This window comes from Streptomyces sp. NPDC040610, from assembly GCF_055594065.1.
This window is the reverse complement of record NZ_JBVIXA010000002.1, coordinates 412,663-433,478: the sequence shown is the minus strand read 5'-3', so window position 1 is coordinate 433,478 and position 20,816 is coordinate 412,663. Positions and strand designations below refer to the sequence as shown.

Sequence of the window (20,816 nt, the reverse complement as noted above, 5' to 3'; positions counted from 1 at the left end):
GCTGCGCTAGGGTCGGGCGCGAAGGAGGCATGATGGCTACGACGCGCCCACCCGCCCGGCAACCCCTGGCCGACCAGATGTACGAGGTCCTGCTCGGGCAGTTCATGGACGGGATGTGGTCACCGGGACAGTCCCTCAACATCGGAGCCCTGACCCGGGAGCTGAACGTCAGCCAGACTCCGCTCCGCGAGGCGCTCGCCCGCCTGGAGCACACGGGCCTGGTGCGCCGCGAAGCACTCAAGGGCTACCGCGTCGCACCGCTCTTCACCGAGCGCGAACTGATCAAACTGATGGACGCGCGGCTCGTCCTGGAACCGGCGATGGTCCAGGAGGCGGCGCGCCGCACCACACCGGAGTTCCTGGACGAACTCAAGGAGAGCATCGAGGAGCTGAAGCGCTGCGCGGCGGCGCCCCGCTCGGCCTCGGTGCGTCCGTACTGGGCCGCTGACGAGCGCTTCCACCTGCGCATCGCCGCCCAGTGCGACAACCCGTTCCTGGAGACCGCCTACCGCTCCCTGGGCGGTCACGTCCAGCGCTTCCGCCTCTTCACCGAACTCGGCTCCTCCGAGGCCGAGTCCCCCGCACGTGAACACACGGCTGTATACGAGGCGATGGCGGCGGGCGACACGGAGGGCGCCGCGAAGAAGATGCGGCGGCACATCGAGAACGCCAAGGCGCGGGCCCTGACGGACCGCCAGGCGGTGGCGGAGGCCTGACAGGCCGCCTGGCGGGCGGCATGGGGGCCTGACGAGCCGCCGGGCAGGAGGTCCTGGAGGCCGGACGGACCGCCAGGCACTGGCGCACGGAGGCCTGGCCGGTCCGGGCCCGCGGGTCAGTGCCGCCGCACCTCGACGACCTGATCACCATCGGGTACGTCCGTGACGGTCACCGCGGCCGTCGGCACACCGAGCCCCCGCGCCACCGCCGCCGTCAGCCCGGCGAAGTCCCGGCCCGTGGGCACGGGGACCTCCTCGCCCTCGCCGTAGCTCTCGATCGCCTTGGTGAAGTACGCCGGATGCCAGGCCCCGACGGCGCCCCTGACCTCCACGGACGCCACCTCGTGCGCGCCTGTCAGGGCCTTGATCCGGTCCAGGATCTGGTCCGAGCGCAGCTCTCCGGGCACCTGGAACAGGCTCGCGTGCGCGCCGACCGCGCCGCCCGAGCGGAGGTGGACGGTGACGGTCAGACAGCTGGTGACGCTGGGGTACAGGAGCGTTCCGCCGGGCGCCGCTTCCTTGACCTGGCCCTCCGTCACCACGGTCGTCGCCGCTACGGCGTTGGGGGCGGCGGCCCCGGCCACCGCCCCGGCACCCTCGGCCGCGTGGGCCGGGACGGTGCCCGCGAGACAGGCCACGGCCGCCGCACCGGCCCCCGCGGCCGCCACCGACAGCCGCCGGATGCGCCGGGCCGCCGCGCCGAGAGGCGTGGATCCGGCGGGTGCCTGCGACTTCACATGCTCACGTGAGGACAAGGGAACAACTCCTGGCTGAGAGATCCGCGGCGCCCAGGGCTTGCCGGGCGGACCGCGGAGAGGTGATCGACGACGCAGCCCGCGGCGTACTCGGCCGCGGGCTGCGACCGATCACTCTATGTCCTGCTATGCCGTGCGCCGAGCCCACCACCGTGCCGTCCCGGAGGTGTCCCGCAGCGCGTTCGTCGCACAGTGCACCTCACCTCCGGCCAGGTGCGCCCAGGCGAAGTTCTCCACCCAGTGCACGCGCACCCCGCCCGTGGCCAGCGCCTTCTCGGCCGCCGCGCGGAACAGGTCGCGGCCGCGCAGACGGGGACCATGGGGGTCGGGCGCCGCGTAGTCACGGCTGGTCAGGGACAGGCCGTTGGCGATGCTGGGGGAGAGGGCGACCGCGCCCTCGGGGATCTCGGGGTGGACGGTGGCCATGGTGTAGAGCACGGGCAGGCGCACCAGGTCGCGCTCGGTCAGGCCGGTCTGCCGCAGCAGGGCGCGGATCTGGCCGTCGATGTGGCCCGCGGCCTTCGCGTTGTCGGCGAGGAACTCGTCGTCGGCCAGGAGCTCGTCGACGGTCGGCTTGTCGGGCATGGTCGTCGCGGCGAACATCCGCTGCCCGCCCTGGCCCGCGCGCTGGGTGCGCCGCAGCAGGTCGAGCCCCTGGCGCGGGTCGGCGACGGCGAGCGTCCAGCCGCGCGCGTTGTCCGCCCGCACCACATGCACCGTCTCGTCCACATGGCCGACCAGCAGCCAGGACGTGTCGATGGTGAGGGAGGGCTGCTGGGCCTGCGCCTCGATCATCTTCACGTACGACGCGTCCGGCTGCCGGAGCGGATCGGTGCCGTACAGGACCCGCCCTCGCGGATACCCCGGAGAGGGCGGCAGGGACTCGAAGTTGCCGGTGGCGTTCTGCAGGTCCATGCCGTCCGGCTCGCGGCCGGGCGTGAAGTGCTGCACGACGCCGACGTCCGGACCCCGGAGGTCACGGAACAGCAGCCGCCCGGACCGGCTGAGGGTCGTTCTGCCACCGTCGGGCGACATCCACTTCATGGGGCTGCGCAGCAGTACGCGCATGGTGTGCACCCGGCCGCCGGGCGCGGGCACGCTCGCGACGGTGGGCTCCACCATGTCCTGCCGCCAGATGTCGCGCCACCACTGGCGGGTCCCCGCCGTGAACGTCACGTCCCGGTCGGCGAGGCCCGCGGCGCGCGCGGCCCGGCGCAGCGAGGAGGCGAACGGCTTCCACTCGCGCGGCCGGTAGCCGGCGCCGACGCCCCCGGGGATGGCGCCGCTGCCGGGGCCCGGCTTGGCCGCGAAGACGCTCTGCGCGCGCTGGAGGTCGTTCTGGAACAGCACGGGCGCCACCTTCAGGCGGACGTGATCGTCGCTCCGGTGTCCCTGGTCGCGCACGGTGAGCGTCACGTCGACCTGGCCGTTCCAGCGGCGCGGGTCACGGACGATGTCGCGGCCCTCCAGGGCCAGTTCGACCCCGGCGCGCAGCTCGGCGGCGGTGAGGGGGCCGCGCAGGACGCGCAGGTGGCCGTCGCGCCTGACGAAGAGCCGGACGTACGGGCGTTGCGTGGCGGGGACCGTGACGTGGCCCGTGGCGTCGTCGCCCACGGCTGTCGGCGCGATGCGCAGCGGCGCCAGATCGGCCGCGTCGCGCGGCCCGTTGACCTTCTCGTCGGCCGCGTCGTGGCAGGCGGCGAGGCGGGTGTCCACGGCCGGGTCGATCCGGTCCAGGTCGCCGGGGCGCGTCCGGCAGCGCCGCGAGTCGTCGTCGACGTTCGCGAGGAACACCGCGCCGCGCCCCGGCCGCCAGGCGTCCTCCCCGGCCTCGTCGGAGCCGCCGGTGACGTCCACGCGGCCGTCCTGGTCGACGTCGGCGCGCAGGTCCGCGCGCGGTCCGGCGCCGGGGGGCCGGTCGGCCGCGGCCGCCGGTGGCCCGGCCAGGGCGGTGGCGGCGAGCAGGGTGACGGTGACGGCCGTTGTGGTGCGCTGCGTGCGTGATCTCGATGCCTTGGGCACGACGGGGCCTCCTCGAGGCGGCGGGTGCGAGCAGGAGTGAGCAGGTACGAGCTGTGCGAGCAGGTGGGGGGAATGTCCGCTTTCCATGCTCGTCCGCGCCGAGGGGCCGTTCATCGTGCCGAGTGCGGAGCCCGCCAGTACATCGATGGGGCTAGCGTGCCGCCGCTCCGTCCTCCTGCGGGTGTGGCCCGAGCGCCCCGGTCGTCGGCCCCGCCGGTGCGGCCGTCGCGGACGGGGCCGAGCGCGGAGGTGAAAGTGCCGTGAAGATCCGCACAACCGTTCCCGCACGTCACGGGTCTTGGGGGTGCAATCAACTCACTTCCCAGAGGGGGAAACGGACGTGCGCAGCCACATCCGTCGCGCGGTCGTGGTCGCCGCGGCGGCCACGACGGTCACGACACTCACCGGGGGGCTGCCGGGCCTCACCGGCACCCAGGCGGCCCAGGCCGCCCCCGCGGGCCCCGCGCCCACCCGGTACGCCGACGACTTCAACGGCGACGGGTACCACGACCTCGCGATCGGCGCCCCGGACGGCGCCGTGAACGTCCCCGGGGCGGACGGCGGCACCACCCGGGCCCTCAGCGCGGGCTACGTCACCATCTCGTACGGCTCGAAGAACGGCGCCCAGAAGACCGGCCTGAAGGCCGTCACCCAGAACAGCCCCGGTGTGCCGGGAGACGCGCGGCAGGACCAGCGGTTCGGTCGGACGGTCGCGGGCGGCGACTTCAACGCCGACGGCTACGCGGACCTCGCCGTCGCGTCCCGCGCCGAGGTCACGCTGCTCTGGGGCAGCCCCACCGGCCTCAAGGGCGGCACCGTGATGCCCGGCGGCGAGGCCGGACCCGAAATCGGCACGGCCTTGAAGTCCGGTGACTTCACCGGGGACGGCAAGACCGACCTGATCGTCGGCTACTCCACGGCGATCCGCCTGCACAAGGGCCCCTTCAAGGCGGACGGCTCGCCCGCGTCGGCCAGGACCGTGGATGTCGGCGCCTCTTTCAGGTACACCGACGCCCAGAAGCGGCTGGCCGTCGGCCGGATCAACAAGGGCGCCATCGACGACCTCGTGGTCCTCGGCGAGGAGCGCAGGAAGGGCCGGGTGCTGCTCGGCGGCGCGTCCGGGCTGCGCAAGACCGCGGCCAGCGTCCGCGGCGGCAACAGCGTCGCGATCGGCGACTTCGACAAGGACGGGTACGGCGACATCGCGGTCGGCGACTCGACGTACGTGAGCGACTCCGAGCGCCACGCGGGCCGCGTCCAGGTGCAGTACGGCTCCTCGGGCGGCGTGGACGAGAACCGCGCCGCCAAGGTCTTCACCGAGGACAGCGCCGGTGTCCCCGGCGGCGTCGAGGCGGGCGACAGCTTCGGCTTCGACGTCGCCACCGGCGACCTCAACCGGGACGGCTACGCCGACCTGATCGTCGGCGCCCCCGGCGAGCGGCACGCCACCTGCGAGCACTGCTACATCAGCGGGGGCGGCCTGTACGTGCTCAAGGGCGCCAAGAAGGGCGTGACCGGCACCGGTGCCCTGTTCACCAGCTACAACGCGCCAGGCCTGCCCCGGCCCGCGGGCGTCTACCGCATCCCCCAACTGCTCAAGGTCACGGACCTCAACGGCGACAAGCAGCCCGAGATCACCATCCCGGTCCGGGCGAACACCTCTGAGGTCTGGTCGGTCGGAACGAAGAGCGGCAAGATCGCCGGGACCGCGCCCACCCGCGTGGTGAAGCCGCCGGTGGACTCCGAGGTGCCGTGGCCCGGCGGGGAGTTCGGCGTGCTCGACCGCTGACCGGGTTTCGTACCAGGCGTACTGCTCGCACCACTAGTACCTGTGCAAGGCCCCGGGGGCCCTGTCGCTCGACACTCGTCGGCGACAGGGCCCCCGGGGCCTTTTCGGGTCCGGGGTCTGGATGGCCGGTGTCGGTACGCGGATGTCCGGGGCGCGACGGCCGGGGCGCCGAGCGGGCCGGACTGCCGCTGGTGCTCCACGTGCACGGGGGCGGGTTCGTGGGGACGGCGGCGCAGTGCGACTGGGTCACCAGCCATGTGGCGGCCCAACAGCCCGCCGTCGTCGTCTCGGTGGAGCACCGCCTCCTCCGCTGTCTTCGGCGAGAGCTGCGGCGCGCAGATCAGCGCCCTGGTGGCGATCCGGGCCGGTCGGGTCGGCTTGGGCCTGCGGGCGCAGGTCCTGGTCAACCCCGCGGTCGACGTGACCGGGACGGTGTTCGTGTACGCCTCGATCACCGAGCACGCACACACTCTGACCCTCGCCCTGCCCCCGGCGCCCGTGGTGGTGCCGACCCACGACCCGCTGGCCGGCCACGGCCGTCGCTACGCCGAACGGCTGCGGGAGGCCGGGACGGCCGTGCGGCTCGCCGAACATCCCGAAGCGCCGCACGCGTTCCCGAGCCTGCCGGGTGTGGTCCCGCAGGCCGAGGCCGCGCGGCGCAGATCCTCGACTTCCTCCGCGCCGGTTTGGGGCAGCCCTCGGCGGACTGCGGTGCGTGATCGCCCGGGCGCGTTGTGAGATGGGCCACGGTGATCATTTAAGGGCCCGATACGGGCGGGAAACGGGCAGTCATGTTGGCCAAACGGGCACGGCCCGCTGCGCGGATGCCCGTTCCCGGGAGTGGTGCCCGGTGCCCGGAGGGTGTTGGTGCCAGGTATCGCGGATGCGAACCGGGCGGAGCTGACGCCCAGGTCGCACCGGCGGTGGCTCTTCGCTTAGGCATAGATATGGGGCGTTCGGCGCGCGCGACAACGTATCTGACGCAGGAGTAAGGAAGTGTGATCGCGCCGCCGATAGCCACAAAAGGTCAGACTGGTACGGGCAAAGGGCGGTCCGATACTGTTGCCGCAGGCGCAACGCGGTGACATCGCATTCACCTGATCCGTGAGCGAGACACCCGCGCACCCCCCATTGGGCCTCCCGGAGAGTCATTCCCCGACTTCTCGCAGTGGGCCCGATGCTCATGTGGAGTCCAGGTAAAGGGAGACTGAGGTCCGGTGACCGGCGATACAGGTTCTGGTACTTCCCGGCGAGCCCTCTCGGCCGCCCCGCGGAGACCTTTCCGCGCCGTTGTCCATACCCAGAACTAAGTAGGCCCCCGGCGTCCCGCACTACTCGAAGCATGGAGTGCGCACTTCGCTGTATTACATGCCTCGACGTATTGCACACCTCTATCCGGCCTGTGTTCTGTCGAGAACGGAAACAGGGTTTTCGTCATTCATTCCCGCGCGTCCCGACGGCCGTGAAATCGCCGCTCGCCGCGCTTTCCTGGCTCATTCCTGCGCCGACGGCTGACGCGCGGTACGAAAGCCGCATCCGGCTGGGCCACGCCGAGGCGGCCCAGCCCGCACGCATGACCTGCTCCGGGTATCGCTGACCCGCGCCGCCCGTCCCGCCCGTGGCGCGCCCTCAGGGGCGATGCCACCGGCGTCTTCGTCTTCCCAGTTCACGGCCGCGCCGTGTCTCGACAGGCGGGGCGTCATCGGCCGGGAGCGCCGGGCCGGGGCGTCCCGTGCCCTCCGCGCGGCACGCCAGAACTGCTTCTTCGCCCGCGCTGCCGCCGCGCCCTGGGCCCCGCATCGGTGTTCTCCAGGAGTGCGCCACCCGTCTGCCCGGCGTCATTTTCCCGTCATCTGATCGGCGTTTAGGCGCCAATATTGGCAGGCGTTTACCTGTTATGGAGCTCCGCGTGACCCGAGACGGGCGGTCGCGTGACAGGGACATGTCCCCGCGTGAACCAGATGTTTCGAACTCGTCACACCTCCACGTGCCCCTACGGTCATGTCACGTGCTATGAGCTGGGGTTTCCGTTGCCCTAAAGGGCAACGGCCCCGGTGAATCCCTGAGGTCCGCCCCGTAAATTTCATGAGTCAGGGCGTGCCGACTGGCGTCCGTGTGTCGGTGTTGTGTATTCCTCGCGCGGGCGCGATACGCCAAACATGGCCAGCCATGGTTGAGACCGGAAATAGACGTCGACCGACTTGAAATGGACGTCAGTTGACAATTTCTGGAGCCCTGGTCTTGACTTGCGCCAGTTGTCAGGACCGATTGGCTGAGAAGTGATCGAAGTCAATTCGGGCCAATCAAGTGCGTGTTCTTTAGTGGACGATTGACGAGGGCAGGGGCTGCCATGTGCGAATTGGCACGAGTGGACATCGGCACTGTCGCCGTCATCGGAGTCGCCCCCGCGGCACCGGTGCGGACCGAGCCGGATCCCGGTGTGTGGGCCGAGTTGACCGGCGTGACGCCGCCGGCGGACCGGATCGCCGCCGTGGAGTCGGCGTGGACGGCCTGTGAGGACGCGGGCGTCGGCGACGACCGGGCGGGCATCGGCGTCTTCGTGACCGCCGACGGCACGGACACGGGCGCCCCGGGCGACGCGGACGAGTTAGCGGACGCGCTCGGCCTCCGCGGCCCGCGCCGGACCGGGCCCGACGCCCTCGCCGACGCCCTCGCAGCCGTGCGTTCCGGCGCGTGCGAGCGGGCGCTCGTCGGCTCCGGCGGCGCCCACGCCGTGCTCGCGCGGGGCGACGACGCCCGCACCGCGACCTTCGGCTACCGGCTCGGCACCGACCACACGTGGCCTGACAACGTTCTCGCTCTCGTCGAGGCAGCGCAGCACGCGGGCCGCCCCGGCCCCGGCCGCGAAGCGGCGGACGGCCCCGCCGTCCCGCTCACGCTGTCGGCCCACAACCAGGACGCCCTGCGGGCACGCGCCGCCGACCTGCGCACCCTGCTCGACGCCGAGCCGGACCTGCCCCTCGCCGACATCGCCCTGTCCCTCGCCACCACCCGCCCCGCCCTCGCCGAGCGCGCCGTGTTCGTCGGCGGCGACCGGGCGCGGCTCGCCGAGGAACTGCTCGCCTTCAGCGAAGGCGGATTACCGGTGCCGGGACTCGCGACCGGCGGCCCCACACCGGCCGCCGCGGACGGCCTCGCCTTCGTGTTCCCCGGGCACGGACCGCAGTGGCCGGGCATGGCCGACGAGTTGACGACCCGGTACCCGGAATTCGCCGAGCACCTGCGGACCTGCGTGGACGCCCTCCAGCCGCACGTCGACTGGCCCGTCATGGACGTACTGCGCGGCACGACGGACACCCCGTCGCTCGACCGTCCCGACGTGGGCCAGCCCGCGCTCTGGGCCATGATGGTGGCGCTGGCCGCCCTGTGGCGCTCCTGGGGCGTGCGACCCGACGCCGTGATCGGCTCCAGCGCCGGTGAGATCCCCGCAGCGACGGTCGCGGGCGCGCTGTCCGTCGAGGACGGCGCGCGGGCCGTGGCGCTGTTCAGCCAGGCGCAAGTGCACCTGCTCGAACGCGGCGTGATGCTGTCCGTCCTCGCGTCCGCCGACGAGGTACGCGAACGCCTGACCCGCTACGACGGCCTCGACCTCGCAGCCGTGCACGCCCCCGGCTCAGTCCTGGTCTCCGGCGTCGAGGACGAGGCCGAAGAACTCCTCGCCGAACTGGCCGCGGACGGCATCAAGGCCAGGGCCATCGACATCCGCATCGCGGCGCACGGCCGCCAGGTCGACGCGGTCCTCGACGGACTGCGCGCCGACCTCGCCCCGATCGAGCCCCGCCCGACGGACGTGCCGATCTACCTGGGCACCACGGGCGCGCGGGTCGACCCGCTCACGCTCACCGCGGACCACTGGTGCCGCAACATGCGCCACACCGCCGACTTCGAGAGCGCCACCCGCGCCGCTCTGGCCGCGGGCCACCGCCTGCTCGTCGAGTCGAGCCCGCACCCCGTGCTCACCCGGGCCGTGCAGGAGACCGCCGAGGACGCCGCCGTGGACGCCGTCGTCATCGGGACGCTGCGCCGGGGCCCGGGCAGCGCCGACCACCTGACCGCCGCGCTCGCCGCGCTGCACGCGCACGGCGTACTCCCCGACTGGGACGCGGTGTTCGCGGGCCGGGACGCCCGCGCGGTGCCGCTGCCCGCGTACCCGCTGGACGCGGCGCCCGCAGCCACCCCCGCCCCGACCCTCGCCGAGCGGCTCGCGGCCGCCCCCGACCGCCACGAACTCCTCCTCGACCTGGTCCGCGCGCAGGTCGCCGCCGTCGCGGGCGAGGACGCCGCGCTCTCCGCCGACGTGGACGCGCCGCTCCTGGAGCTGGGTGTCGACTCGGCGGGCGCGGTGACCCTGCGCAACCTCCTGAACGCCGCCACCGGCCTGAAGCTGCCCGTGTCCGCGGTGTTCGACAACCCGACGTGCCGAGGCCTCGCCACACACATCGACCGGGTTCTGCGCGGCGCGCCCACCGACGACGACGAGGCGCCGGTCCTCATGACGGGCGGCGACGACGATCCGATCGCCGTCGTCGCGATGAGCTGCCGCCTGCCCGGCGGCGTCCACAGCCCCGAGGACCTGTGGGAGCTGCTGTCCGCGGGCGGCGACGGCATCACCGCGTTCCCCGCCGACCGCGGCTGGGACCTGGACGGACGCTACGACGAGGACGCCGAGCGGGTGGGCGGCTATTACCAGCGCGAAGCCGGTTTCCTGCACGAAGCCACCGAGTTCGACCCGGAGTTCTTCGGGATATCGCCGCGCGAGGCCCTCGGCATGGACCCGCAGCAGCGGCTGCTCCTGGAGATCTCCTGGGAGGCGATCGAGCGCGCGGGCATCGACCCGGCGGGGCTGCGGGGCAGCCGCGCGGGCGTGTTCGTGGGCGCGATGACGATGGACTACGGGCCCCGGCTGCACGAGGCGCCCGCGGACCTGGAGGGCTACCTCCTCACCGGCAACACCGCGAGCGTCGCGTCCGGCAGGCTCTCCTACACGTTCGGCTTCTCGGGGCCCGCCGTCACCGTCGACACGGCGTGCTCGTCCTCGCTGGCCGCCCTGCACCTGGCCGTGCAGTCGCTGCGCCGCGGCGAGTGCACCGTCGCGCTCGCGGGCGGCGTCACGGTCATGCCGTCGCAGGGCCTGTTCGTGGAGTTCAGCAGGCAGCGCGCGCTGGCCCCCGACGGCCGCAGCAAGGCGTTCTCGGCCAGTGCGGACGGGTTCGGCCTCGCCGAGGGCGCCACCATGGTGCTCCTGGAGCGGCTCTCCGACGCGCGCCGCAACGGCCACCCCGTGCTCGCGCTGGTCAAGGGCACCGCCATCAACCAGGACGGCGCGTCCAACGGCCTCACCGCCCCCAGTGGCCCCGCGCAGCGCCGGGTGATCCGGCAGGCGCTCGCCGACGCGGGCGTGTCCGCCGCCGAGGTCGACGCCGTCGAGGCACACGGCACCGGCACGAAGCTGGGCGACCCCATCGAGGCGGACGCGCTGCTCGCCACCTACGGCCAGGAGCACCCGGCCGACCGGCCGCTGCTGCTCGGCTCGGTGAAGTCGAACATCGGCCACACACAGGCCGCGTCCGGCGTCGCGGGCCTGATCAAGATGGTGCTCGCGCTGCAGCACGGCGAGCTGCCCAAGAGCCTGCACATCACCGAGCCCACCCCGCACGTGGACTGGACGACGGGCGCGGTGTCGCTCGTCACCGAGACCACGCCGTGGCCGGAGGTCGAGCGCCCCCGGCGGGCCGGTGTGTCCTCGTTCGGCATCAGCGGCACCAACGCCCACGCCGTCCTGGAGCAGGCGCCCGACGAGGTTCCGGCCGACCCGGAGCCGTCGTCCGCGTCCGTGCCGCTGGTGTTCTCCGCGCGCTCGGAGGACGCCCTGCGCGCCCACGCCGCCCGACTCGCCGCCGTCGTGGAGCAGTTGACGCCCGCCGACATGGCGGCCGGTCTGTTGTCCCGCTCGGTCTTCGAGCACCGGGCCGTGGTGGTCTCGGGCGGCGCCGATGCGCTGACGGCGGTGGCCCGGGGCGTCGAGTCGGCGCGGGTGGCCACGGGTGTCGCCGGGCCCGCGGGCAAGGTGGCGTTCGTGTTCCCCGGCCAGGGCTCGCAGTGGCTCGGCATGGGCGCGGAGTTGGCGGAGTCGTCGCCGGTGTTCCGTGCCTCGATGGAGGCGTGTGCCGAGGCGCTCGCCCCGTATGTGGACTGGTCGCTGTGGGACGTCCTTGGCGACGCGGGCGAGCTGGAGCGGGTCGACGTCGTACAGCCCGCGCTGTTCTCCGTGATGGTGTCGCTGGCGGCGCTGTGGCGTTCGTACGGTGTGGAGCCGGACGCGGTCGTCGGGCACAGCCAGGGCGAGATCGCCGCGGCGCATGTCGCGGGCGCCCTGTCCCTCGCCGACGCCGCCAAGATCGTCGCGCAGCGGAGCAAGGCCATCCTCGCGCTGTCCGGTCAGGGCGGCATGGTGTCGCTCGCGGCGACCGTCGACGAAGCCCGCGAGTGGATCGCGCCGTGGGACGAGCGGATCTCCGTCGCCGCCGTCAACGGCCCCGGCTCGGTGGTCGTCGCCGGTGACGCGGACGCCCTGGACGAGCTGGTCGAGGCCTGCACGGCCGATGGCAGGCGGGCCCGGCGGATCCCCGTCGACTACGCCTCCCACTCGCCGCACGTCGAGCGCATCGAGGACGAGCTCGCGGGCGTGCTGGCCGGGGTGGAGCCCCGGGCCGCGGGCGTGCCGATGCTGTCCACCGTCACCGGGGAGTGGCTGACCGGCACCGAAGTCGGCGCCGACTACTGGTATCAGAACCTGCGCCACACCGTCCGCTTCGAAGAGGCCACGCGCGGCCTCCTCGACCACGGCATCGGCGCGTTCGTCGAGTGCAGCCCGCACCCCGTGCTCACCATCGGCGTGCGCGAGACCGTGGACGCGACCGAAGGCGACGCCATCGTTGTCGGCACGCTGCGCCGCAACGACGGCGACCTCGACCGGTTCCTGCTCTCCGCCGCCGAGGCGTACGTGGAGGGCCTGCCCTTCGACTGGCATGCCGTCGTGCCCGCCGGGCGGCACGTGGACCTGCCGACGTACCCGTTCCAGCGCAGGCGGTTCTGGCTCGACGAGACCTCCCGCCCCGCGGCGGGCGGCGACGACCCCGCGTTCGCGGAGTTCTGGGCCGCGGTCGAGCGCGGCGACCTCGCCACCACGCTCGACGTCCCCGCCGACGCGCCCCTGACCGACGTCCTGCCCAGCCTCGCCGACTGGCGGCGCCGCAGCCAGGAGCGGACCGCCGTCGACTCGTGGCGCCACCGGATCACCTGGCGCCCGCACAACACCGCCACCACACCCACCCTGACCGGCACCTGGCTCCTGGTCGGCCCGCCGGCCGGTGCGGCGCACCCGTGGCTCACGGCGGCCGCCGACGCGCTGCGCGCCCACGGCGCCGACGTCCTGCACGCCGACGGCTCGACCGAGTCGCTGAGCGCCCTGGACGTCGTACCCAGTGGCGTGCTGTCCCTGCTGGCCCTCGACGAACGGCCCGACCCCGAGGCGCCGACCGTCCCCGGCGGCCTCTCCGGCACGCTGGCGCTGGTGCGGGCGCTCGGCGACGCCGGGATCGGCGCGCCGCTGTGGCTGGCCACGACGGGCGCCGTGTCCGTCGGGCGCTCCGACCCGCTGACCCACCCGGCCCAGAGCCAGGTGTGGGGCCTCGGCCTCGCCGTCGGCCTGGAGCACCCCGAACGCTGGGGCGGCCTCGTCGACCTTCCCGTGACCCCCGACGCCAGGACCGGCACCCGGCTCGCCGCCGTCCTCGCCGGGCAGACGGACGAGGACCAACTGGCCATCCGCGCCTCCGGCGTGACGGTGCGACGGCTCGTACCCGCCCCCGCACCGGCGGCGGCACCCGCCTGGCGCACCAGCGGCACCGCGCTGATCACCGGCGGCACCGGTGCCATCGGCGGGCACGTCGCCCGCTGGCTCGCCGCCAGCGGCGCCGAACACATCGTGCTGACCAGCCGCAGCGGCCCGGACGCCCCCGGCGCCCAGGAACTCGCGGCCGAACTCACCGCGCTCGGCGCCCGGACCACCGTCGCCGCCTGCGACGCCGCCGACCGCACCGCCCTCGCCGACCTGTTCGCCGGGCTCGACGCCGACGGCACCCCGGTCCGCTCCGTCTTCCACGCGGCGGGCACCGTCCCGTCCCTGCCCCTCGCCGACACCGCCACCTCGGACCTCGCCCACGCCGTCGGCGCCAAGGCCGTCGGCGCCGTCCACCTCGACGAGCTGTGCGCCGGACGCGAGTTGGACGCGTTCGTGCTGTTCTCCTCAGGATCCGCGGTGTGGGGCAGCGGCGAGCTGGGGGCGTACGGCGCCGCCAACGCCTTCCTCGACGGCCTCGCGCAGCGCCGCCACGCCGACGGACTGCCCGCCACCTCGGTCTCCTGGGGCATGTGGGCGGGCGGCGGCATGGTCACCGGCGACCTGGACGACCAACTGCGCCGCCGGGGCCTGCGCCCCATGCGGCCGGAGCTCGCGGTCGGCGCGCTCGCCACCGCCCTCGCGGCGGGCGAGACCACCCTCACGGTCGCGGACTTCGACTGGGCCCGCTTCGCCCCCGGCTTCACGGCCGCCCGCTCCCGTCCCCTGATCAGCGAGATACCCGACGTCGTCGCGCTCGCCGCGCAGGACGCGGTGGACCAGCCCGCCGCCGGTGGCGCGCTCGCCGACCGCCTCGCCGGACTCACCGACGCCGACCGCCGCCGCGTCCTGCTCGACCTGGTCCGCGGCCACGCCGCCGCGGTGCTCGGCCACGAAGGACCCGACACCGTCACACCCGACCGCGCGTTCCGCGAGCTGGGCTTCGACTCCCTGACCGCCATCGAACTCCGCAAGCGCCTCAACACCGCGACCGGCGTACGACTGCCCGCGACCGTCGTGTTCGACCACCCGACCCCCACGGCCCTCGCCGCCGAACTGCACACCGTCGTGCTCGGCGAACAGCAGTCCGCCACGCCGACCCCGGCCACCACGACCCGGACCGCCGACGACCCGATCGCCGTGGTGGCGATGAGCTGCCGCTACCCCGGCGGCGTCCGCGGCCCCGAGGACCTGTGGTCGCTCGTCATGGCCGGACACGACGCCATCGGGGAGTTCCCAGACGACCGGGGCTGGGACACCGACCGGCTGTACCCGGCCGACGCCGAGGCCCTGGGCCGCAGCCGCACCCTGGAGGGCGCCTTCCTCGACGACGCGGGCGGCTTCGACGCGGGCTTCTTCGGCATCGCCCCGCGCGAGGCCCTCGCGATGGACCCGCAGCAGCGGCAGGTGCTCGAACTGGCCTGGGAGGCCTTCGAACGGGCGGGCATCGACCCGTCCTCCGTGCACGACAGCCTCACCGGCGTGTTCGTCGGCGCCTCGCCGCAGAGCTACTCGGGCACCCTGGAGCAGGCGACACCCGAGATGGACGGCTACCGCCTGACCGGCGACGCCCTGAGCGTCGTGTCCGGCCGCGTCGCCTACTCCCTCGGCCTGCGCGGCCCCGCCGTCACCGTGGACACCGCCTGCTCGTCCTCGCTGGTAGCCCTGCACCTCGCCGTGCAGGCACTGCGGTCGGGGGAGTGCTCGATGGCCCTGGCCGGCGGCACCGCGATCATGGTGACGCCGCTGCCCTTCGCCGAGTTCAGCCTGCAGGGCGGCCTGGCCCCCGACGGCCGGTGCAAGCCCTTCGCCGACGCCGCCGACGGCGTCGGCTGGGGCGAGGGCGCGGGCCTGATCCTTCTGGAACGCCTCTCCGACGCCCGGGCCAACGGCCACGAAGTGCTCGCCGTGGTCCGCGGCTCCGCCATCAACCAGGACGGCGCCTCCAACGGCCTCTCCGCGCCCAACGGGCCCGCACAGCAGCAGGTCATCCGCGCGGCGCTCGCCAACGCGGGCCTGTCCGCCGCGGACGTGGACGCCGTCGAGGGCCACGGCACCGGCACCCGGCTCGGCGACCCCATCGAGGCCCAGGCACTCCTCGCCACGTACGGCCAGGAACGCCCCGCCGACCAGCCGCTGCTGCTCGGAGCGCTGAAGTCCAACATCGGCCACACCCAGGCGGCCTCGGGCATCGCGGGCGTCATCAAGATGGTGCAGGCCCTGCGCCACGGCGTCCTGCCGCGCACCCTGCACCTGGACCGCCCGTCCCAGCACGTGGACTGGACGACCGGCGCCGTGGAACTCCTCGCCGACGAGCGGCCGTGGCCCGAGGCCGACCGACCCCGGCGGGCCGCCGTGTCCGCGTTCGGCGTCAGCGGCACCAACGGCCACGTCATCCTCGAACAGGCCGACGCCCAGGCCGAGTCCATGTCCGAGGCCCCGACCGCCGAGCCCGACGGCCGGACCCTGACGTGGGCGCTGTCCGCCCGCGACACCGCCGCGCTGCGCGACCAGGCCGCCCGGCTTGCCGCCACCGTCGACGAGCGGCCCGGCCTGTCCCCGGTGGACGTCGCCACGACGCTCACCACCGGGCGGGCCGCGCTCGACCACCGCGCCGTCGTCCTCGGCACCGACACCTCCGAACTGCGCGTCGGACTCGACGCCTTGATCGTCGGCGGCGACGACCCGGCCGTGGTGCGCGGCACCCCCGACGGCGGCGGGCTCGCCGTGCTGTTCTCCGGCCAGGGCTCCCAGCGCGTCGGCATGGGCCGCGGCCTGTACGCGGCGCACCCCGTGTTCGCCGACGCTCTCGACGAGGCGTTCGCCCACCTCGACCCGCACCTCGCCGTGCCGCTGCGCGACGTCGTCTTCGGCGACGACCAGGCCCTGCTCGACCGCACCGAGTACGCCCAGCCCGCGCTGTTCGCCGTCGAGGTCGCCCTCTACCGGCTGTGGGAGTCCTGGGGCCTCGCGCCCGACGCGCTCGCGGGCCACTCCATCGGCGAACTCACCGCCGCGCACGTCGCCGGGGTCTTCTCGCTGGCCGACGCCTGCGCGATCGTCGCCGCACGCGGCGCTCTCATGCAGGAACTGCCCGCCGGTGGCGTCATGGTCGCCGTGCAGGCCGCCGAGGACGAGATCGCGCCGGAGCTCTCCGAGCACGTCGGCATCGCCGCCATCAACGGCCCCAACTCCCTGGTCCTCTCCGGCAGCGAGCCCGAGGTGCTCGCCCTCGCCGACCGCCTCAAGGCACAGGGCCGCAAGGTGACCAGGCTGCGCGTCAGCCACGCGTTCCACTCGCCGCTCATGGAGCCGATGCTGGCCGCGTTCCGCCGCGTCGTGGCGTCCGCCACCGCGCATCCGCCCACGCTGCCCATCGTGTCCACGCTGACCGGCGCCCCGGTCGACACCGAGGAACTGGCCTCGCCGGACCACTGGGTGCGGCACGTGCGCCGGCCGGTGCGGTTCGCCGACGGCGTCACCGCCCTCGTCGCCCAGGGCGTGACCACGATGGTCGAGGTCGGGCCCGGCACCGTGCTCGCCGCGATGGGCCAGGACAGCGCCCCCGACACGGTGTTCGTGCCGACGCTGCGCTCCGACCGGGCCGAGCCGGACGCGCTCACCCTCGCCGCCGCGCACCTGTACGTCCGCGGCGCGAAGCTGGACGCCGCCGCCGCGCTGGGCGGCCCGGGCCGCCGGGTCGACCTGCCCACCTACGCCTTCCAGCACGACCGCTACTGGCTGACCGCCGCCGTCGCCCCCGCGGGCGACGGGGCGACCGCGGCCCTCGGTGTCGCCGCGGGCGACCACCCGCTGCTGCGCGCCGCGGTCGCGCTGCCCGACTCCGACGGCGTCGTCTTCACCGGCAGGCTCTCCACCCGGACCCACCCGTGGCTCGCCGACCACGGCGTCGGCGGCCGGGTGCTGTTCCCCGGCACCGGCTTCCTCGACCTCGCCCTGCACGCCGCGAGCCACTGCGGCCTCGACACCGTCGACGAACTGACCCTGCAGGCCCCGATGGCCCTGCCCGAGCGCGGCGGCCTCGCCCTGCGCGTCACGGTGGGCGCGGAGAACGACGGCACGCGGAGCATCCGGGTGCACTCACGGCCCGACGACGCCGACCGCGACGCCCCGTGGACCGAGCACGCCACCGGCATGCTCACCACGGGCGACGTGCAGGAGACCGACCTCGCGGCGTGGCCGCCGCGGGGCGCGACACCGATGGACGTCGAGGGCATCTACGACCGCCTCGACGAACTCGGCTACGGCTACGGGCCCGTGTTCCGCGCGCTGCGCGCGGCCTGGAGCCTCGACCGCGACGTGTACGTCGAGGTGGCCCTGCCGGACGGGACCGTCGGCGACGGCTTCAGCGTCCACCCCGCCCTGCTCGACGCCGCGCTGCACGCGCCCGTGCTGCGCGCCCTCGACGAGGTCGGCGCGGGCCCCCGGCTGCCGTTCAGCTTCCGGGGAGTGCGGCTGCACGCCGTCGGCGCCTCGGCGCTGCGGGTGCGCTGGTCGCCCACTGGGCAGGGGCAGAACGAGATGTCGCTGTCCGTCGCGGACCCGGCCGGGCGGCCGGTGGCGACCGTCGAGTCACTGGTGATGCGACCGGCGGACCTCGGCAGGGCCGCCTCCGGGACCTCCGACGCACTGCTCGAAGTGGAGTGGGCGCCGCTTGCCGCGACCGGGGAGCGGCCGGTCGGGCTCGCGGTGCTCGGCGTGGACGGCCTCGGGGCGGACGGGCTTGGGGCGGACGGGCTTGGGGCGGACGGGCTTGGGGCGGACGGGCTTGGGGCGGACGGCCTCGGCCTGGGCGCGGCCGACTTCGGACTCGACACCCCCACCGTCTCCGGCTTCGCCGACCTCGACGGCGTGACCGACCTGCTCGCCCGCTGCCCCCGAGCGTCCGACGCGGACGGGAAGGCGGCGCGGGACGCGGTGTCCTGGGCGCTCGCCCTGGCCCAGGCCTGGCTCGCCGACGAGCGGACCACGAGCACGCGCCTGGTGTTCGTGACCCGCGGCGCCGTCGACACCGACGCGCCCGACCCGGCGCAGGCCGCCGTGTGGGGCCTGATCCGGTCGGCCCAGACCGAGAACCCCGGCCGGTTCGCGCTCGTCGACCTCGACGCCGCCGCCGATTCCGCCCTCGCCGTGCCCGCCGCGCTGGCCTCCGACGAGCCCCAACTGGCCGTACGGGCAGGCCGGGTGACCGTGCCCAGGCTTGCCCGCACCACCGCCGACCGGCTGCTCACCCCGCCCGCCGACGGCCCCTGGCGCCTCGACGTCCAGCCGCGCGGCTCCCTGGACGGCCTCGCCCTGGTGCCGCACCCGGACGCCACCGCGCCCCTCGCACCCGGCGAGGTACGCGTCGCCGTCCGCGCGGCAGGCCTGAACCTCCGCGACGCGCTGTTCGCCCTCGACGCCCACCCCGACGCCGCCGAACCGGGCAGCGAGGTCGCGGGCGTGGTCACCGAGGTCGGCTCGGCGGTGACCGGCCTGACCGTGGGCGACCACGTGCTCGGCCTGGCCACGAAGGGCTTCGGCCCGCTCGCGGTCACCGACCACCGGCTCCTCGCCCCGGTCCCCGCGGGCTGGTCCTTCGCGGACGCCGCGTCGGTGCCGCTGGCCTTCCTCACCGCGTACCACGCCCTGCACGACCTGGCCGGCCTGCGCCGCGGCGAGTCCGTCCTCGTCCATGGGGCGGCGGGCGACGTCGGCATGGCGGCTGTCCAGCTCGCCCGGCACTGGGGCGCCGAGGTGTTCGCGACCGCGCGTCCCGAGGAGTGGGACGTCGTTCGGGCGGCGGGCGTGCCCGACTCGCACCTGGCGTCGTCGGACGACACCGACTTCGCGGCGAAGTTCGCCGTGGAGAGCGGCGGGCGCGGCGTGCACGTGGTCCTGAACCCGCTGGCGCGGGAGTCCGCGGCGGCCTCTCCGGAAGCGCGGGAGAACGTGGACACCTCCCCGGCGGCACGGGAGTTCACCGACGCCTGCCTGGAACTCCTTCACGACGACGGGCGGTTCATCGAGCCGGGCAGGGCCGAAGGCCGCGAGCCCGACGCCCTGCCGCCCGGCGTCAAGCACGCCGCATTCGACCAGCCGCAGCCGGGCCCCGACCGCTGCCAGGAGATGCTCGCCGACGTCCTCGCGCTCTGCGAGGCGGGCGTGCTGAACTCCCTGCCGGTGCGCGCCTGGGACGTCCGCCGCGCACCCGAGGCGTTCCGTCACGTCGGCGCGGCCCGGCTCACCGGCAAGGCCGTGCTGACCGTGCCCGCACCGATCGACCCGGACCGCCCGGTCCTGGTGACCGGCGGCCTCGGCACGCTCGGCGCGATCGTGGCCCGGCACCTCGTCGCCGAACGAGGCGTCCGCAACCTCGTCCTCGCGGGCCGCAAGGGACTCGCGACCGAGGGCGCCGAGGAACTGCGCGACGAACTGGCCGCGCTGGGCGCCGAGGTGTCCGTGGCGGCCTGCGACGTGGCCGACCGGGACTCGGTCGTGGCGCTCTTCGCCTCGCTGGACCGGCCGCTCGGCGCGGTCGTGCACACCGCGGGCGTCGTCGACGACGGCGTACTGGAGTCGCTGACGCCCGAACGCGTCGACCGCGTCTTCGGCCCGAAGGTCGACGGCCTGCTGCACCTGGACGAGCTGACCAGGGACGCCGACCTGTCCGCGTTCGTCGTCTTCTCCTCGGCGGCCGGAGTCCTCGGCAGCGCGGGTCAGGGCAGCTACGCGGCCGCCAACGCGGCGCTCGACGCGCTCGTGCGGCGCCGCCACGCGCTCGGCCTGCCCGGCGTCTCCGTGGCGTGGGGCCTGTGGGCCGCCGCGAGCGGCATGACGGCGGGCCTCGACGAGGGCGACCGGGCCCGGCTCGGCCGCTCCGGCGTCCTCGAACTGCCCACCGACGACGCGCTCGCGCTGTTCGACGCGGCGACGCGCGACGACCGCCCGGTACTCGTGCCGGTCCTCCTCGACACCGCCGCGCTGCGCGGTCAGGCGGCCGACGGCACCCTGCCCCCGCTGCTGCGGGGCCTGGTCCGCGCCCCCGCCCGCCGCGCCACATCGGTGGCCCCCGTCGCGGCCACGACGTTCGCCGACACCCTCGCGGGCCGGCCCGCAGAGGAACGCGAGCAGACGGTCCTCGACCTGGTCTGCACCCAGGTGGGGGCGGTGCTCGGCTACGCGGCCGACACCGAGGTCGACCCCGGCCGTGCGCTCGGCGACCTCGGGTTCGACTCGCTGACCTCGGTGGAGCTGCGCAACCGGCTCACCGCGGCCACCGGCCTGCGGCTCGCCTCGACCTTCGTCTTCGACCACCCGTCGGCCGCCGCGATCACCCGGCATCTGCTCACGCTGCTCCCGAGCGACGAGCCCGACCCGGGGTCCGGCGTGCTCGACCAACTCGACCAACTGGAGAGCGCGCTGCTCGCGCTCACCGACGACGGCACCGCCACCAAGGTGGACCTGCGGCTGCGCGCCCTGCTCGCCAACTGGAGCGACGCCCGGGCCGATGACGCCGAGGACGACGCGGAGGCCGGTTTCGACGCGGCCACCGACGACGAACTCTTCGGCTACCTCGACAACGAACTTGAGACCTCGTGAACCGGTCGGAC

6 protein-coding genes are annotated in these 20,816 nt (G+C 74.4%); 4 read left to right on the top strand and 2 right to left on the bottom strand.

Annotation, left to right across the window (positions count from 1 at the left end; genetic code table 11):
* Positions 1 to 32: 32 nt before the first annotated feature.
* Complete coding sequence (locus ACZ6AA_RS08450; protein ID WP_471456961.1) at positions 33 to 716, top strand: GntR family transcriptional regulator; 684 nt, start codon at positions 33 to 35, stop codon at positions 714 to 716.
* Between the two features lie 116 nt (positions 717 to 832).
* Here ACZ6AA_RS08450 and ACZ6AA_RS08445 read toward each other — a convergent pair whose 3' ends face one another.
* Both ACZ6AA_RS08445 and ACZ6AA_RS08440 read right to left on the bottom strand, forming a co-directional pair.
* A complete protein-coding gene (locus ACZ6AA_RS08445; protein WP_471456959.1) occupies positions 833 to 1,471 on the bottom strand; it encodes a hypothetical protein in 639 nt (212 codons plus the stop codon).
* A 126-nt stretch (positions 1,472 to 1,597) separates the two neighbouring features.
* The gene (locus ACZ6AA_RS08440) at positions 1,598 to 3,493 is read right to left on the bottom strand and encodes a protein-arginine deiminase family protein (protein WP_471456957.1); all 1,896 of its coding nucleotides are present in this window, start codon (positions 3,491 to 3,493) and stop codon (positions 1,598 to 1,600) included.
* Positions 3,494 to 3,833: 340 nt separating this feature from the next.
* Between ACZ6AA_RS08440 and ACZ6AA_RS08435 the strand changes: the two genes are divergently transcribed.
* The 3 genes from ACZ6AA_RS08435 to ACZ6AA_RS08425 all read left to right on the top strand — a co-directional run bounded on the left by ACZ6AA_RS08435 (position 3,834) and on the right by ACZ6AA_RS08425 (position 20,805).
* The gene (locus tag ACZ6AA_RS08435; RefSeq protein ID WP_471456955.1) at positions 3,834 to 5,282 is read left to right on the top strand and encodes an FG-GAP-like repeat-containing protein; all 1,449 of its coding nucleotides are present in this window, start codon (positions 3,834 to 3,836) and stop codon (positions 5,280 to 5,282) included.
* A 255-nt stretch (positions 5,283 to 5,537) separates the two neighbouring features.
* Positions 5,538 to 6,020, top strand: coding sequence for an alpha/beta hydrolase (locus ACZ6AA_RS08430; RefSeq protein ID WP_471456953.1), 483 nt, complete (start codon positions 5,538 to 5,540; stop codon positions 6,018 to 6,020).
* Positions 6,021 to 7,650: 1,630 nt separating this feature from the next.
* Positions 7,651 to 20,805 (top strand): type I polyketide synthase, encoded by a 13,155-nt coding sequence (locus ACZ6AA_RS08425; RefSeq protein ID WP_471457841.1) that lies wholly within the window; start codon positions 7,651 to 7,653, stop codon positions 20,803 to 20,805.
* The last annotated feature ends 11 nt before the right edge of the window (positions 20,806 to 20,816 follow it).